Raw genomic sequence first — 14,735 nt, forward strand, 5'->3', positions numbered from 1 at the left:
TCTAACATTCAGCATCTGGCATCCATCATCAAACAACCTTCAAATCCCAAATTCCGCCAATCCAATCATCGAGCGTTCCACTTTAAGTTCAAACTCAAGTTCAGGTGCAAGGGTCTTGTTTCTTGGGTCTTGTTTCTTGGTTCTTCAGAAATCAGAGTTCAGACCTCCAACGGCCAATTTCCAAATCCCAACAATCGAACAATCCAAAAATCTAACCATCTAGCTTCTGACCTCCAACATCAAGCATCGAACATCTGGCACCATTTTCCATTTTCAATTTTCCATTTTCAAACTTCTGTACACTGCCTCCCGCATCTTTTCCGGATTTATATAGGCTTTCCCATGGGTTTCATCATACTTGGCTAACAGCGCGCTGTTGTTTTTTACCTCTTCCAAACCTTTACCCGCATCAATTTCTTTCTGGATAATGCTGCGTATATCCTCCAACATGGCCACAAAGCCTTGCAGTTCTTTTTTGTTTGAAGGTCTACCATGCCCAGGGATAATTTGGGTTTCGGCATCAATCACCATGAGCGCATTTTTACTGGCAGCGATATACCCATCAATGCTTCCCCCGCTGTTGATGTCGATATAAGGGTAACGACCCGCAAAATAAGTGTCGCCCATATGCAGCACATTTTCGTTGACAAAATAGACTTGGGTATCCCCATCGGTATGGGCATTGTGCACGTGCATGAGCATAATAATCTCATCACCCTCGTAAAAGGTCATCCCATCGGCATGTGTGATTTCAGGTAGGCTCTTTTCGTAATCGGATTGCGATAACTTTTTATCGGCCACATTTTTTTGCCCACGTTCTTGTAGTCGTTTGCGCACATTGTCCTGTGCCACAATGGTGGTTTCATAAGAATTGAAATTTGCATTTCCTCCTGTATGGTCACCATGCATATGGGTGTTCACCAAAAAGGAAACGGACTTGTTGGTTAAGGAAGCAATCGTTTTTTTGATTTTATCGCTTAAGGGGGCAAACTGGTCATCGATCATATAAACTTTATCCTGCCCCACATAAATCCCAATGTTACCGCCTCTACCCGTAAGCATATAGGTGTTGGAAGTTAGGGTATCCACGGTAATGGTCACCTCTTCCATTTGGGCATTGAGAAAGGCTGGAAAAACAAAAAGCAGGGTTAAAAGGAGGCGCATGATGATGGTTTTAAGGGTTGTTACCTATTCTTGGACGTACCGTCCCATCAAAAATAACACAAAGACCGTCAATAGGTTGGAAAAGAGATAGGCTGGCGTTATCTTTGCCTGCCATTAAAAAATGAGGATGAAATCTGCCGTAGGTTCTGTAAAAAGCACTTCCCTTTCCTTGATTTTTACCGATTTTAAGGAAATCACCAAGGCCAAACTGGCCGTAAGTGTGGTGTTTTCGTCCATTGCAGGTTATTTTTTGGGAGCCTATCAAATCGACATGGTCTCTTTGATGCTCCTTGCCTTTGGCGGCTATTGCATGGTTGGGGCTTCCAATGCGTACAATCAGGTGATAGAAAAGGATTTGGATGCGCTCATGAACCGCACCAAAAATCGACCCATCCCATCTGGTCGGATGACAGTGGCCACAGCCATGACCATTGCCATTGTAATGACCATCCTTGGCGTGATCGCCCTATACATTTTGAGCCCCAAAACGGCCATGTTCGGGGCCATTTCCATTTTTCTGTACACCAGTGCCTATACGCCTCTTAAGACCAAAACTCCGCTTTCGGTATTTGTAGGAGCTTTGCCAGGGGCCATTCCCTTTATGTTGGGATGGGTGGCGGCTACCAACGATTTTGGCATTGAACCGGGAACCTTGTTCATGATTCAGTTTTTTTGGCAATTCCCCCATTTCTGGGCATTGGGCTGGATGTTGGACGAAGATTACAAAAAAGGCGGCTTTAAAATGTTGCCCACTGGAAAAAAAGATGCAGGTACCGCCCTTCAAATTATACTGTACACCATTTGGATGATCGTAATTTCCATTATGCCCGCATTTGGGTTTACAGGAAGATTGCATTTGTCCATTCCAGCAGCGGTACTGGTGTTGTTGGCAGGGCTGGTGATGCTGGTTTTTGCTTTCAAACTGTACGAAAAAAGGGATAACCCAGCCGCAAGAAAGTTGATGCTGGCCAGTGTTACCTACATCTCATTGATTCAGATTATTTACGTTATAGATAAGTTTATTGGTTAAGCCTATGGATTTCACCGAAGTGGATATTGAAGTAAAGAACAAAAGAGCCAAAAAAATGTTGCTCTGGTTTGGAATTGTGAGCCTGATCATGGGTTTTGCAGGATGGACGAGTGCCTACATTGTAAGCAGCAAACGGGAGGATTGGATCAGTGATCTGGAACTGCCCCAGGCCTTTTTTGTGAGCACGGCGATCATCATATTGAGCAGCATCACTTATTTTTTGGCCAAACAGGCGGTAGCTGCGGGCAACGCAAAAAGAGGAACGCTGCTGTTATTGGGAACCTTGGTACTGGGCATTTCCTTTATTGTGCTGCAGTTTATTGGATTTTCCCAAATGTTGGAGAACGGCTATTACTTTACAGGGCCAACCAGTAACATTAAAATGTCCTATGTGTTTTTGATCGCTGCGGTGCACATTGTCCACGTGGTGGCCGGGCTTATTTCATTGTTGACGGTTTTGGTTCAGCAGCTTAGGGGGAAATATTCACCGGACAATTTGTTGGGCTTGGAACTGGGGGCTACCTTCTGGCATTTCTTGGATTTCCTTTGGGTATATCTCATACTTTTTATGTATTTCGTGAAATAAATTTTTGATGAAGTAGTTTTCATTCAACTTTGTCTTTTTCAATACAGCAAAAGATGTATTTTTGCTAAAGTTTTATTAAAACGACCTTTTTATATGGATACAACGGTAACTACCGGTAATGAAGAAAGCGTTTGGGGAGGCGGAAACAGGCCCCTAAATGCGAGTTATGGAAAAATGATGATGTGGTTTTTCATCGTCTCGGATGCCTTGACCTTCTCTGGATTCTTGGTTTCTTACGGTTTTTCCAGGTTCAAGTTCATTGAAACCTGGCCCATTGCCGATGAGGTGTTTACCCACGTTCCTTTCTTCCACGGTAATTATCCCATGTACTATGTGGCCTTTATGACCTTTATTCTGATCATGTCTTCCGTAACCATGGTATTGGCTGTGGACGCTGGACATAAAATGATTCAAAAAAAGGTCATTCTTTATATGTTCCTTACCATTATAGGTGGTGCCATCTTCGTTGGTTCACAGGCTTGGGAATGGGCTACTTTTATTAAAGGTGACTTTGGGGCGATTGAGACTAAAGGGGGTAGGATACTTCAATTTGTAAATGCCGAAACTGGCGAAAGGGCTGCCTTGGCAGATTTTGCCAAAACCTTGCCAGAAGACCGGATTAAGCATGTAAAGAGCGAGGGTGTTTGGTTTATGCAAGAAGGCTACAAAACCAGCTATTCCTTAAATGAAGTAGTTGAAGGGTTCAAGGCTTCACCAAATATTTTGATTCGTACCGAGACCATTAACGAACATGGTGAAAAGACTGTTTTGGATCGAGCAGGTTCATTGGCAAAATTAGCAGATGCCTCTCAAGTGGTGGAAGGTGCAAACCTTATCCATAACGAATACGGAAGCCGACTTTTTGCGGATTTCTTCTTTTTCATCACGGGATTCCACGGGTTCCACGTATTCTCTGGAGTAGTGATCAACATCATTATCTTTTTCAATATCATTTTGGGAACCTACGAAAGAAGAGGTCATTATGAAATGGTGGAAAAGGTTGGACTCTACTGGCACTTTGTAGATTTGGTGTGGGTATTCGTATTTACGTTCTTCTACCTGGTATAATTGATTTTCATTTCCGAGAAGTCGGAAATCCAATAAATAAAAACACATGGCGCACGAGCATAAACTTGAAATTTTTAGAGGACTGGTAAAGTTCAAGTCCAACGTCCAAAAGATTTGGGGAGTACTGATTTTTCTAACCTTGGTAACCGCAGTTGAAGTAGGCTTGGGTATCGCCAAACCAGCGGCTTTGACGGGGAATTTCTTCCTTGGAATGAAACTCCTCAACTGGATATTCATTATTCTTACCTTGGTGAAAGCCTATTATATTGCCTGGGATTTCATGCACCTAAGGGATGAGAAAAGTTCTTTGCGTAGGGCTATTGTTTGGACACCGATATTCTTGATCTGCTACCTGATATTTATATTGCTCTTTGAAGCGGATTATATTTACAACGTGTTCAAGGATGGGTATATGTCCTGGAATTTCTAGTAAAGGATTAACAATATGAAAAGGCGGTTTCTTGACCGTCTTTTTTTATTTTTGCACTCAGCAAATTCATCATGAAAAAGGCCTCTGTTTTAATCGTTCTCTTTGTCTTTCCCCTAGTGGCCTATTTGTTTTTTGCCTCTGGCGTAAACAACTTTGGGAGATTGCCCATTTTAACCCAAAACATACCTGAGCTGGATAATTTTGAAGGAAGTGCAAGGCTCAACAACAAGATTACCGTTCTGGGTTTTCTGGGGAACAATATTGACTACAAAAAAGGAAATGCCTTTAATCTGAACCAAAAGATTTATAAGCGCTTTGGTAAATTCACCGATTTTCAGATCATCATGGTGGTTCCCGCGGGTGAAGAGGAAAAGGTGGAGGTGCTTAGAAAGGATTTGGGCAAACTTTCCGAAACCGACAGATGGAATTTTGTGTATGGTACGGAAGGGGACATAAAATCCCTGTTTGAAAGCTTGAAAACCAATTTATCCTTGGACGAAGATTTGGGTACCGCCTATGTGTTTATTGTGGACAAAGACCGTAACCTTAGAGGAAGAACAGATGATGAGGATGAAGGAACCAAATATGGATTCAATACCACATCTGTAGCTGATCTGAACAACAAGATGGAAGATGATGTAAAGATCATTCTTGCCGAATATCGCCTTTCTTTAAAGAAAAACAATGCCGACAGGAGCAACTAAGAAGAAGAAATACAACTACGTTTGGGTATCCGCCATCATCCTGATTTTTGGGATATTTGCGGTGAGTGAGATTACTAAGACCCTAAAAAAGGGAACTGTAGTGGAAACGGATCGCATGAGTGCGGTTCCCCAACAATCCAAATTGGGATATGTGATCAGCAATGGCAAGAAGAGAAAGGTTCCCAACTTTTCCTTTTTGAACCAGGATAGTGTATTGGTTTCCAACAAGGATTATTTGGGGAAAGTTTATCTGGTGGACTTCTTTTTTACCACCTGCCCTACCATTTGCCCAATTATGACCCAGAACTTGGTGGAATTACAAGATACGTTTAGAGAGCATCCCGAGTTTGGCGTGGCATCGTTTACCATTAACCCAAGATATGATACCCCTACCGTGTTGAAGAAATATGCAAGCAAGTATGGGATTACCGATGAAGATTGGCATTTGTTGACAGGGGATAGGGACTCCATTTATACCTTGGCCCAAGAAGGCTTCTATATTGTGGCCAGCGAGACAGAGGATGCTCCAGGTGGTTTTGAGCATTCGGGTATGTTTGCCTTGGTGGACAAGGAGGGCTATATCCGTTCGCGCGATGACGAATTTGGAAATCCAATGATATATTATCGGGGAACTATAACGGAAAAGCAAGGGGTAAATAAAGAAGGAGAGGCCCAACAGATTACCATGCTCAAGGAAGATATTCAAAAATTATTGCTCGAGGACTGATGGAACATGATTTAGCCAAGGAAAAAAGATTTAAGCGTTGGATTACCATAATTTCAATCGCTATACCGGTAGTGGTTGCCCTATTATTCGGGTATAAGATTCCCAATGCCAAACCACTTTCTTTTTTACCGCCAATTTATGCTTCCATTAATGGACTGACAGCCATACTGTTGGTTTGGGCGGTGATTGCCATTAAAAATGGAAAAAGGAACTTGCATCAAAAATTGATGACCACCTGTATTGTGCTCTCAGCACTCTTTTTGGTGATGTATGTGGCCTATCACATGACATCGGATAGTACTAAGTTTGGAGGTGATGGTGCAATCCAATACCTATATTTCTTTATTCTAATCACGCATATCGCCCTCTCTATTGCTGTAATTCCATTGGTATTGGTCACCTATTCCAAGGGATATCTAGGGGATTTTCAAGGTCATAGGAAATGGGCCAAATTCACTTTTCCCATTTGGCTGTACGTGGCAGTAACCGGGGTTGTTGTTTATCTCATGATATCACCCTACTATGCACATTAAACTGACCAAATTAAGCTTCTCTCCTATTAGGAGAGGTGTCCTGATAATTTTATCAGGACGGAGAGGTGTTTTTATACTTCTTGCTATGTTTTTCCTTTTCCCCCAACTCACCGAAGCCCAATGTGCCATGTGTAGGGCCGTAGTGGAAAGCGATGCCGATGGAAAAACCGCGGAAGGGATCAATAACGGCATCGTCTATTTAATGGCAATTCCCTATATTTTGATAGGCGGATTGTTCTATTTCGTGTATAAAAAGCTCCGCGCTTAAGAAAAATCTAAAATTTTCACATATTTTTTGCAAAAAGGTGTAACAATTTGATGGTAGCTTTGTCTTATTGAATATACGTTTACGTATTTCATCAATCATCAAACACCAACCATCATGTTCGACATTGAAAGGTGGCAAGAAATATTTGACACCATACGGAAGAACAAACTGCGTACTTTTTTGACCGGGCTTTCCGTGGCTTCCGGTATATTTATTCTTGTCATATTATTGGGTTTTGGACAAGGGATGCAGAATGGTATTGAACACGAGTTCAAACAGGATGCAACCACTAGCGTATGGGCTTGGCCCGAGGCGACTTCAAAAGCGTACAAGGGACTCAACCCGGGAAGGGTTATCCGCTTCAAAAATGCGGATTATGAAACTGCTGGAAGAATGTTCAAGGAGGATATTGAATATGAATCCCCGCGTGTTTTTGTGCGCAACGTCAACATCAACTACGGTAGCGAATCCTTGGTCTATGGCATTCAAGGGGTATCCTCCGAATTTCAGTTTATAGAAGGTTTCTCCACTATAGAAGGGCGGTTTATCAACTACAAGGACGAAGTGTCCCTGGGTAAGGTGGCCGTTATCGGAAAGAAAATTCGGGGTGATGTTTTCAAAGATGTGGAGACACCCGTTGGAGAGCGCATTGAAATCGCGGGAATCCAGTTTACAATTATCGGTGTCTTTAAAGAACAAAACGAAAGGGAAGAAGAGCGTATTTACATACCCTTGACTACGGGCCAAAGGGTGTTTAATGGGGATGACAAATTAAACACGCTTTCCTATACTTTACCTCCAGTAGAAAATTTTGATCAAGCCGTAGCCCAAGCTGTAGCGTTTAAGGACAACCTCCGAAAATTCTTGAAAGAGGAGCATCTGGTTGCACCAGAAGATGAATCTGGAGTGAGGGTTTGGAGTGCCATGGAGGAGGCCAAGCGCTACTATGGTATTACCAACAATATGAAACTATTTTTCTGGTTTGTGGGCGTTTGCACCATTATTGCCGGAGTGGTTGGGGTCAGCAATATTATGCTGATCGTGGTCAAGGAACGTACCCGTGAAATTGGAATTCGGAAAGCTTTGGGTGCCAAGCCTTGGTCCATTGTGGGCATGATTTTGCATGAATCCATTTTTGTTACCGCAATTTCCGGTTTTTCAGGTTTGATTTTTAGCATGTTGATACTGGAGTTTTTGGGACCCCATGTTCAAATTGAATATGTAAAGAATCCGTCTGTGAATTTTACGGTGGCATTTTCCACGGTTATGGTGCTCATTTTTGCAGGAGCTCTTGCAGGACTTGTACCAGCACTGCGCGCCGCTAGGGTTCAAGTGATAGAATCGTTACGGGATGAATAACCTTAAAACCAATTACCATGTTTAACAGGGATAGATGGCGGGAAATTTTGGAAGTGCTCACCAGCAATGTGGGCCGAACCATTCTTACGGCTTTCGGGGTGTGTTGGGGTATCTTCATCCTAATTGTGCTTCTGGCCGCTGGGAAAGGCTTTGAAAATGGAATCCGAGCGGATTTTGGAGACATTGCCACCAATACCATGTTCATGTGGACCCGCAGAACCACAAAACCTTATGAAGGCCTTCCCAAAGACAGAAGATTTGAATTCAAAGTAAGTGATGTCCAGGCCATTTGGGATAATGTGCCCAACCTTCGGTTTGTCTCCCCAAGGAATCAATTGGGCGGGTTCCGCGGAGGCGGAAATGTAATCAGGGGCATTCGCGTGGGAGCCTATAATGTCTATGGCGACTATCCCGAAATCATCAATCAAGACCCCATGACCGTGACCTCGGGGCGGTTTATCAACCACAATGACCTCAGGGAGAAAAGAAAGGTGGCCGTAATTGGGCAAGGGGTTAAGTCCGAATTGTACGAGAAGGGAGAAGAAGTACTTGGTAGTTATATCAAGATTCAAGGGGTCAATTTTATGGTCATAGGCACCTATAAAAAGAAAAATAACGATGGGGATGGGGAAGAGGCCCAAAAGGAAATATATGTACCCTTTACCGCTTTTGCACAGGCCTTTAATCGAGGTGAAGATGTAGGCTGGATGGCTATAACCGCCCACGATGGCAGTTCCATTTCCCGTTTAAAGGAGGATATTATCAGAGTTATGAAGGAACGGCATAAGGTGCATCCAGAGGATAACCGGGCCATTGGCCATTTTGACCTATACGAGCAGTTCAATAGGGTGGAGAGCTTGTTTGTGGGATTAAAAGCCATTGCCTACCTGGTTGGAATTATGGTGTTGCTTTCCGGAATTATTGGCGTCAGTAACATTATGCTCATTGTGGTGAAGGAACGCACCAAGGAAATTGGGATTCGCAGGGCGCTGGGGGAACAACCTTGGTCCATTAAAAAGCAGATTTTAATGGAGTCCATTTTCCTGACTATTATTTCAGGAATGGCGGGCATTATATTTGGGTCGCTGGTCATTTATGGAATCAATTCGCTTTTGGACAGTGTGGGGCCCGTGGACATGTTTATCAATCCCAGTGTAAGCGTTGGGGTGGTAAGCGGAGCACTGGTCATTCTTATGGTATCTGGACTTTTGGCTGGATTCATACCCGCCAATAGTGCCATCAAAGTGAGGCCCATTGAAGCACTTCGAACAGATTAAGATAACTTGAATCAATCAAATAACAATAGGAATTAAAATGAAAAAGTCAGTAACCATCATCATCTTGTTGCTCATCGTTGTGGTATTCGGTGGCTCCATGTATTACTTGTATCAAAAAAATTCTGAGGATCCCGTGGTCTACGAAACGGAAAAGCCCTCCAAACAAAATATCGTTAAAAAAGCTGTGGCCACAGGGAGTATTCTTCCTTTGGAAGAAGTGTTGATCAAACCCAATATCTCTGGAGTCATCGAAGAGATTTATGTGGAAGGGGGCGATTACGTTAAATCGGGCGACCTTTTGGCAAAAATCAAGGTTGTTCCCAATTTGAATGCACTTAATGATGCCCGAAATGCCATTGACGAGTCCAAAATCAATTTGGATGACCAAAAAAGAAATTACGAAAGACAACTGTCCTTGTTCAACAAAGGGGTTATATCCAAGGCCGATTTGGAGCGCGCCCAAGTAACCTATGATCAGGCCAAACAGGCTTATGGCGCAGCCAATAAACGCTATGATATTGTGAAAACAGGAACCACTAGGGGGTTGAGCAATGCGGCCAACACCTTGATTCGATCCACAGTGAGCGGAATGGTATTGGAGGTGCCTGTGGAAGTGGGGAACCAGGTGATTGAAAGCAACAATTTTAACGAGGGTACAACCATTGCCGCAGTAGCCGATGTGGAAAAGATGATTTTTGAGGGGAAAGTGGACGAATCCGAAGTAGGAAAAATTACCGAGGACCTACCTCTGGAAATTACCGTTGGAGCCATAGAGAATGAAGTTTTTGATGCTGTTTTGGATTATATCGCGCCCAAAGGCAAAGAGGAGAACGGTGCCATTCAATTTGAAATTAAAGGGACGCTCAAGAAAAGGGATTCCGTATTTATTAGGGCAGGGTTGAGTGCCAATGCATCCATTATTTTGGCCCGTGCAGATAGTGTTTTGGCACTGAAGGAAGCTTTGGTGCAGTTTGATCGCGAGACCAAGGAACCCTATGTGGAAATAGAAACTTCAGAACAACAATTTGAGCGCAAGGATGTGGAGTTGGGTATTAGCGACGGCATTTTTGTGGAGGTAAAATCCGGCCTCAATTCCGATGATAAGGTGAAAATATGGAACGCCGTTGAGGAGGAAGAATCTGCCAATTAATCATTTAACAAAAATTTTCAAATAATCTTGTAACATTTTAACAACTTGTAAGTCATATTACAGGAGTTAAAATGCCAGATAGCTAATAGCACCAATCATGATAGAAATCAAGGACCTTCACAAATCCTATAGAATGGGAAGCAATTCCCTTCATGTACTCAAAGGCATCAATTTTAAGGCAGAATCAGGCGAACTAGTGGCCATTATGGGATCCTCGGGTTCCGGCAAATCTACCTTGTTGAATATTTTGGGAATGTTGGATGTGGCCGATTCAGGGGAGTATACATTGGATAATGTTCCGATCAAGGATTTAAGTGAGACCAAAGCGGCCCAATACAGGAATAAGTTCTTGGGATTCATCTTCCAATCATTTAACCTGATCAATTACAAGTCGGCATTGGAAAACGTGGCCTTGCCCTTGTATTATCAAAAAGTGGGCAGGAAAGAACGACAGGAAAAAGCCATGAGCTATTTGGAAAAAGTAGGTCTTAAAGAATGGGCAAGCCATTTACCCAGCGAACTTTCAGGGGGGCAAAAGCAAAGGGTGGCCATTGCCAGAGCCATGGCCGCAGAACCTAAAGTACTGTTGGCAGATGAACCTACGGGAGCCTTGGACAGTACAACTTCCTATGAGGTTATGGACCTTATCCAAAAAATAAATGACGAAGGGAATACCATTTTGGTGGTGACCCACGAAGAGGATATTGCACATATGTGCAAGCGAATTGTGCACCTTAAGGACGGTGTTATTGTAGAAGACAAAAAAATAGACCAGGTAAGAGCACAACAATATGTTTGATCGGGACATTTGGCAAGAAATCTTTCACACCCTCAAGAACAACAAACTCAGAACGTTCTTGACCGGTTTTTCTGTGGGATGGGCCATCTTTATTTTGGTGATGCTGTTGGCTTCCGTAAACGGGATGCAGAACGGATTTACAAGCCAATTTAATGATGATGCCACCAACTCCATTTTTATTAGACCCGGTACTACCGCCCAAGCCTATGGAGGTTTTGAAGCAGGAAGAAGGATTCAGCTGAAAAATGACGATTATCAATACATAAAGGAGAGCTTTCCCAAGGATGTTGAATATATCAGCACCCGTTATTTTACAAATACAACGGCTCGCTATAAAAGTGAGACTGGGAACTACTCCGTGCAAGCCGTACACCCGGACCATCAGATCATAGAAAAAACCCTTATTACCAAGGGGAGGTTTTTTAACAATGCCGATGTGGTCAATAGGGCCAAGGTGGCCGTGATTGGAAGAAAGGTGGCCGAGGATTTGTTTAAGGATGAAGATCCGTTGGGCCAATTTGTTGAGTTTAACGGGTTGCCTTTTAGGGTTGTTGGGGTCTTTACAGATGATGGCGATGACAATGCGGAGCGAGGTATTTATGCTCCAATAACAACCTATCAAAGAATTTTTGGGGATACCAATGACGTCCACCAAATTGTGTTGACCTACAACCCAACTTACGACCTTACCAAGGCTTTGGAATTTTCCGATCGTTTGGAGGATTTAATGAAAAGAAGACATAAAGTGGCTCCAGAGGATCAGGCTGGAATCAATGTTTGGAACTATGCGGAAGCCTTTGATGACATCAGCAGTTTTTCTGCGGTTTTAAGTGCGATAAGTATTGGTGTGGGCTTTCTAATATTGATTGCTGGAATTGTGGGCATTGGGAACATTATGGTATTCACCATCAAGGAGCGAACCAAGGAGATTGGGGTTCGAAAAGCATTGGGTGCACAGCCCAAGCAAATTATTAATTTGGTGCTTTTGGAATCCACATTTATAACGGCTTTATCTGGTTTTATCGGACTGGGATTTGCGTGGATTATTTTGTCCTTGATAGGACCGACTATAAACACGCCCGCCTTTACCAATCCAAACGTTAGTTTGTCAACAGTGATCACAGCAACCATTATTCTAATTGTTGCCGGGGTACTGGCCGGATTGATTCCTGCAGTAAAAGCTGCCAATGTCAAACCTATAGTGGCCTTAAGCGATAAGTAATATGTGGTTATTCGATAGAGATTTATGGATTGAAGTTTTCCACACCCTTGGAAAGAACATGTTTCGCACATTCTTGACCATGTTGGGGGTCATCTTTGCCATGATCATTTTGATGCTGCTTTTGGGATCTTCCAATGGAATGACCAACGGATTCGACAAAATTTTTGCGGGTACGGCTTCCAACAGTCTTTTTGTTTGGGGACAGTCCACCTCTGAACCTTATAAGGGCTTTGAAAGAGGAAGAAGGATTCGCTATAAAATTGAGGATGCGGAGATTCTTAAACGTGAAATTCCTGAAATTGAGGTCTTGGCACCAAGAATCGAATTGGGAAGTCACAGAAGTGTGGTCACTGTATATAGAAAGGGCCAAACCAGCGGATCCTCCGTGTATGGCGATTATCCCGAAATCGATAATATCACCAAAAAGAGACTGGTTGAAGGACGCTTTTTGAACCAAACAGACATTGACAATTCCAAAAAAGTCTGCGTGATTGGGGAGGAAACGTATAAACTTTTATTTGAGAAAGGCGAAGATGCTATTGGTGAGGATATCAGGATCAATGGAGTGTTCTTCTCCGTGGTGGGTATCTACAAGCCCAACAACAATATCAATATTGATGGGGAGAATGCGGTTTTTATCCCATTTTCAACCTTTCAAAAAGCCTTCAATTCCGGAGATCGGATGGGATGGATGGCGATCGCAGTGGAACCCAACACCAAGGTTCCCGTAGTAGAAAGTAGGATCAAGGACATTCTCAAAAACAAATACGATATACACCCCAATGACGAGAGGGCGATTGGAAGCTTTGATATGTCTGAGATATTCAACAATATTTCTTCCTTTACCATGGTACTAAGAGGGTTCTCCTACTTTGTGGGACTGCTCACCTTATTGGCAGGGGTGATTGCCATTAGTAACATCCTGTTGATTACTGTAAAGGAACGGACCAAGGAAATTGGAGTGAGAAGAGCTTTGGGTGCAACCCCGAGATTGGTACTAAGGCAAATCTTGATGGAAGCGGTAGTGTTGACTTCCTTTGCCGGATTGGTTGGATTTGCCATTTCCGTCGGAATTTTGGCCATCCTGGATTCGCTGTGGGGAAGTGGGGAAGATTTTCCCTTTGTCAAGCCCATGGTGAGCATAGGACAGTTTAGTTTCTCCTTCTTTTGGATGGTGTTCCTAAGCTTGTTGATTGGGTTGATACCAGCGATCAAAGCTATTAAAGTCCGTCCCATTGAAGCCTTGCGGGAAGAATAAGTTGATATTAAAAAAAAATTAGATAACGATCAAATAAGTAGTAATGAACAAATACGTAAAATACGGGTTAATCACGATTGTATCGGTCGGAATTTTAGGCGCTGTGGTTTATTTCCTTAAACAAAACAGTACCCCAACCCAGATTTATGAAACGGAATCTCTGGAACGCAAAGACATTGTAAACAAAGTAATTGTTACGGGCAAGGTTATTCCGGAAGATGAAATCAACATTAAGCCACAGATTTCCGGGATTATAGATAAAATATACTTGGAGGAAGGCGTTGAGGTCAAGGCTGGGGATTTGATCGCGGTCATCAAAGTGGTGCCCAATGAGCAATCCCTGAACCAAGCAGCGGGGCGGGTAAGAAATGCAGAATTGGCTTTGAACAATGCCAAAATCGAGTTTGATCGCAACAAAGCCCTGTTTGACAAAGGCGTTATTTCTAGCCAAGATTTCAACAACCAAAAGTTGACTTATGATCAAGCAGTGCAGGAGCTTACCAATTCCAGAGCGGATTATCAGATTATCAGAATAGGTTCTGCAGGTGGATCCTCAAGCGCAAATACTAATATCAGGGCTACCGTATCCGGAACCATACTGGAAATCCCTGTGGAAGAAGGAGATCAGGTTATCCAGAGTAACAATTTTAACGATGGAACCACTATTGCCACCATTGCGGACATGACCAAAATGATTTTTGAGGGAGAAGTGGATGAAGCCGAGGTTGGTAAACTAAGCGTGGGAATGCCCTTGGAAATTAGCTTAGGTGCCTTGGAAAAGAACAAATTTGATGCGGAACTAAAGTTTATCGCTCCCAAAGGAGTAGAGGAAGAAGGTGCGGTTCAGTTTAAAATAGAAGGCGATTTGGTGGTGAATGACAGTACCTATGTAAGAGCGGGATACAGTGCCAATGCCTCCATTGTTTTGGAAGAAAAGAAGGATGTTTTGGCCATCAAGGAAGCATTATTGCAATTTGATAAGGAAACAGAAAAACCCTATGTGGAAATAGAAGTGAGTGAGAATGAATTTGAGCGAAAGGATTTGGAGTTGGGTGTTAGTGATGGAATTGATGTAGAAGTGGTTTCCGGAATTGAGGAAGGAGACAAAATAAAGGTTTGGAACAAATTGGAGAAGAAGAGCGATGAGGATGATTCCTAGA

The 14,735-nt window shown here is 43.0% G+C and carries 16 protein-coding genes; 15 read left to right on the forward strand and 1 reads right to left on the reverse strand.

Annotated elements, in window-relative coordinates; translation table 11 throughout:
- Window positions 1-273: 273 nt before the first annotated feature.
- Window positions 274-1,164, reverse strand: coding sequence for an MBL fold metallo-hydrolase (locus tag ACO6S0_RS01115; protein ID WP_422350210.1), 891 nt, complete (start codon window positions 1,162-1,164; stop codon window positions 274-276).
- Between the two features lie 127 nt (window positions 1,165-1,291).
- Here ACO6S0_RS01115 and cyoE point away from each other — a divergent pair, with 127 nt between their 5' ends.
- From cyoE to ACO6S0_RS01190, 15 genes are all read left to right on the forward strand, one after another.
- A complete protein-coding gene (gene cyoE, locus ACO6S0_RS01120) occupies window positions 1,292-2,194 on the forward strand; it encodes a heme o synthase (protein ID WP_422350211.1) in 903 nt (300 codons plus the stop codon).
- Window positions 2,195-2,198: 4 nt separating this feature from the next.
- Window positions 2,199-2,780: a cytochrome c oxidase subunit 3 gene (locus tag ACO6S0_RS01125; RefSeq protein WP_422350212.1), complete on the forward strand. Its 582-nt coding sequence runs from the start codon at window positions 2,199-2,201 to the stop codon at window positions 2,778-2,780.
- Between the two features lie 93 nt (window positions 2,781-2,873).
- Window positions 2,874-3,848, forward strand: coding sequence for a cytochrome c oxidase subunit 3 (locus tag ACO6S0_RS01130; RefSeq protein WP_422350213.1), 975 nt, complete (start codon window positions 2,874-2,876; stop codon window positions 3,846-3,848).
- A gap of 46 nt (window positions 3,849-3,894) precedes the next feature.
- Window positions 3,895-4,278, forward strand: a complete 384-nt coding sequence (locus ACO6S0_RS01135) for a cytochrome C oxidase subunit IV family protein (protein ID WP_422350214.1) — start codon at window positions 3,895-3,897, stop codon at window positions 4,276-4,278.
- Between the two features lie 71 nt (window positions 4,279-4,349).
- Window positions 4,350-4,982 carry a hypothetical protein gene (locus tag ACO6S0_RS01140; protein ID WP_422350215.1) on the forward strand — a complete coding sequence of 211 codons (633 nt, stop codon included), beginning with the start codon at window positions 4,350-4,352 and terminating at the stop codon, window positions 4,980-4,982.
- Entirely contained in the window at window positions 4,963-5,709 is a 747-nt protein-coding gene (locus tag ACO6S0_RS01145) for an SCO family protein (RefSeq protein WP_422350216.1), read from the forward strand. Before ACO6S0_RS01140 ends, ACO6S0_RS01145 begins: the two co-directional genes overlap by 20 nt.
- Complete coding sequence (locus ACO6S0_RS01150) at window positions 5,709-6,242, forward strand: DUF420 domain-containing protein (RefSeq protein ID WP_422350217.1); 534 nt, start codon at window positions 5,709-5,711, stop codon at window positions 6,240-6,242. The genes ACO6S0_RS01145 and ACO6S0_RS01150 overlap by 1 nt, the downstream gene beginning before the upstream one ends.
- Before the next feature lie 85 nt (window positions 6,243-6,327).
- The gene (locus ACO6S0_RS01155; protein ID WP_422350218.1) at window positions 6,328-6,510 is read left to right on the forward strand and encodes a hypothetical protein; all 183 of its coding nucleotides are present in this window, start codon (window positions 6,328-6,330) and stop codon (window positions 6,508-6,510) included.
- A 114-nt stretch (window positions 6,511-6,624) separates the two neighbouring features.
- Window positions 6,625-7,869: an ABC transporter permease gene (locus tag ACO6S0_RS01160; RefSeq protein ID WP_422350219.1), complete on the forward strand. Its 1,245-nt coding sequence runs from the start codon at window positions 6,625-6,627 to the stop codon at window positions 7,867-7,869.
- 17 nt (window positions 7,870-7,886) lie between these two features.
- Window positions 7,887-9,146 carry an ABC transporter permease gene (locus ACO6S0_RS01165; protein WP_422350220.1) on the forward strand — a complete coding sequence of 420 codons (1,260 nt, stop codon included), beginning with the start codon at window positions 7,887-7,889 and terminating at the stop codon, window positions 9,144-9,146.
- A gap of 37 nt (window positions 9,147-9,183) precedes the next feature.
- The gene (locus ACO6S0_RS01170; protein WP_422350221.1) at window positions 9,184-10,296 is read left to right on the forward strand and encodes an efflux RND transporter periplasmic adaptor subunit; all 1,113 of its coding nucleotides are present in this window, start codon (window positions 9,184-9,186) and stop codon (window positions 10,294-10,296) included.
- A 97-nt stretch (window positions 10,297-10,393) separates the two neighbouring features.
- On the forward strand, window positions 10,394-11,095 hold the full coding sequence (locus ACO6S0_RS01175; RefSeq protein WP_422350222.1) for an ABC transporter ATP-binding protein: 702 nt from the start codon (window positions 10,394-10,396) through the stop codon (window positions 11,093-11,095).
- Window positions 11,088-12,317 (forward strand): ABC transporter permease, encoded by a 1,230-nt coding sequence (locus ACO6S0_RS01180; RefSeq protein WP_422350223.1) that lies wholly within the window; start codon window positions 11,088-11,090, stop codon window positions 12,315-12,317. Before ACO6S0_RS01175 ends, ACO6S0_RS01180 begins: the two co-directional genes overlap by 8 nt.
- Before the next feature lie 58 nt (window positions 12,318-12,375).
- The gene (locus tag ACO6S0_RS01185; protein WP_422350224.1) at window positions 12,376-13,575 is read left to right on the forward strand and encodes an ABC transporter permease; all 1,200 of its coding nucleotides are present in this window, start codon (window positions 12,376-12,378) and stop codon (window positions 13,573-13,575) included.
- A gap of 43 nt (window positions 13,576-13,618) precedes the next feature.
- Window positions 13,619-14,734 (forward strand): efflux RND transporter periplasmic adaptor subunit, encoded by a 1,116-nt coding sequence (locus ACO6S0_RS01190; protein WP_422350225.1) that lies wholly within the window; start codon window positions 13,619-13,621, stop codon window positions 14,732-14,734.
- The last annotated feature ends 1 nt before the right edge of the window (window position 14,735 follow it).

Source organism: Flagellimonas sp., assembly GCF_965233845.1.
Lineage (GTDB): Bacteria > Bacteroidota > Bacteroidia > Flavobacteriales > Flavobacteriaceae > Flagellimonas.

What these genes read in the sequence shown, in the direction of transcription:
- ACO6S0_RS01145 (WP_422350216.1), top strand. Translation starts at nt 4,963, where the DNA reads ATGCCGACAGGAGCAACTAAGAAGAAGAAATACAACTACGTTTGGGTA.
- ACO6S0_RS01155 (WP_422350218.1), top strand. Translation starts at nt 6,328, where the DNA reads ATGTTTTTCCTTTTCCCCCAACTCACCGAAGCCCAATGTGCCATGTGT.
- ACO6S0_RS01135 (WP_422350214.1), top strand. Translation starts at nt 3,895, where the DNA reads ATGGCGCACGAGCATAAACTTGAAATTTTTAGAGGACTGGTAAAGTTC.
- ACO6S0_RS01185 (WP_422350224.1), top strand. Translation starts at nt 12,376, where the DNA reads ATGTTTCGCACATTCTTGACCATGTTGGGGGTCATCTTTGCCATGATC.
- cyoE (WP_422350211.1), top strand. Translation starts at nt 1,292, where the DNA reads ATGAAATCTGCCGTAGGTTCTGTAAAAAGCACTTCCCTTTCCTTGATT.
- ACO6S0_RS01115 (WP_422350210.1), bottom strand. Translation starts at nt 1,164, where the DNA reads ATGCGCCTCCTTTTAACCCTGCTTTTTGTTTTTCCAGCCTTTCTCAAT.
- ACO6S0_RS01165 (WP_422350220.1), top strand. Translation starts at nt 7,887, where the DNA reads ATGTTTAACAGGGATAGATGGCGGGAAATTTTGGAAGTGCTCACCAGC.
- ACO6S0_RS01175 (WP_422350222.1), top strand. Translation starts at nt 10,394, where the DNA reads ATGATAGAAATCAAGGACCTTCACAAATCCTATAGAATGGGAAGCAAT.
- ACO6S0_RS01130 (WP_422350213.1), top strand. Translation starts at nt 2,874, where the DNA reads ATGGATACAACGGTAACTACCGGTAATGAAGAAAGCGTTTGGGGAGGC.
- ACO6S0_RS01190 (WP_422350225.1), top strand. Translation starts at nt 13,619, where the DNA reads ATGAACAAATACGTAAAATACGGGTTAATCACGATTGTATCGGTCGGA.
- ACO6S0_RS01180 (WP_422350223.1), top strand. Translation starts at nt 11,088, where the DNA reads ATGTTTGATCGGGACATTTGGCAAGAAATCTTTCACACCCTCAAGAAC.
- ACO6S0_RS01160 (WP_422350219.1), top strand. Translation starts at nt 6,625, where the DNA reads ATGTTCGACATTGAAAGGTGGCAAGAAATATTTGACACCATACGGAAG.
- ACO6S0_RS01125 (WP_422350212.1), top strand. Translation starts at nt 2,199, where the DNA reads ATGGATTTCACCGAAGTGGATATTGAAGTAAAGAACAAAAGAGCCAAA.
- ACO6S0_RS01140 (WP_422350215.1), top strand. Translation starts at nt 4,350, where the DNA reads ATGAAAAAGGCCTCTGTTTTAATCGTTCTCTTTGTCTTTCCCCTAGTG.
- ACO6S0_RS01170 (WP_422350221.1), top strand. Translation starts at nt 9,184, where the DNA reads ATGAAAAAGTCAGTAACCATCATCATCTTGTTGCTCATCGTTGTGGTA.
- ACO6S0_RS01150 (WP_422350217.1), top strand. Translation starts at nt 5,709, where the DNA reads ATGGAACATGATTTAGCCAAGGAAAAAAGATTTAAGCGTTGGATTACC.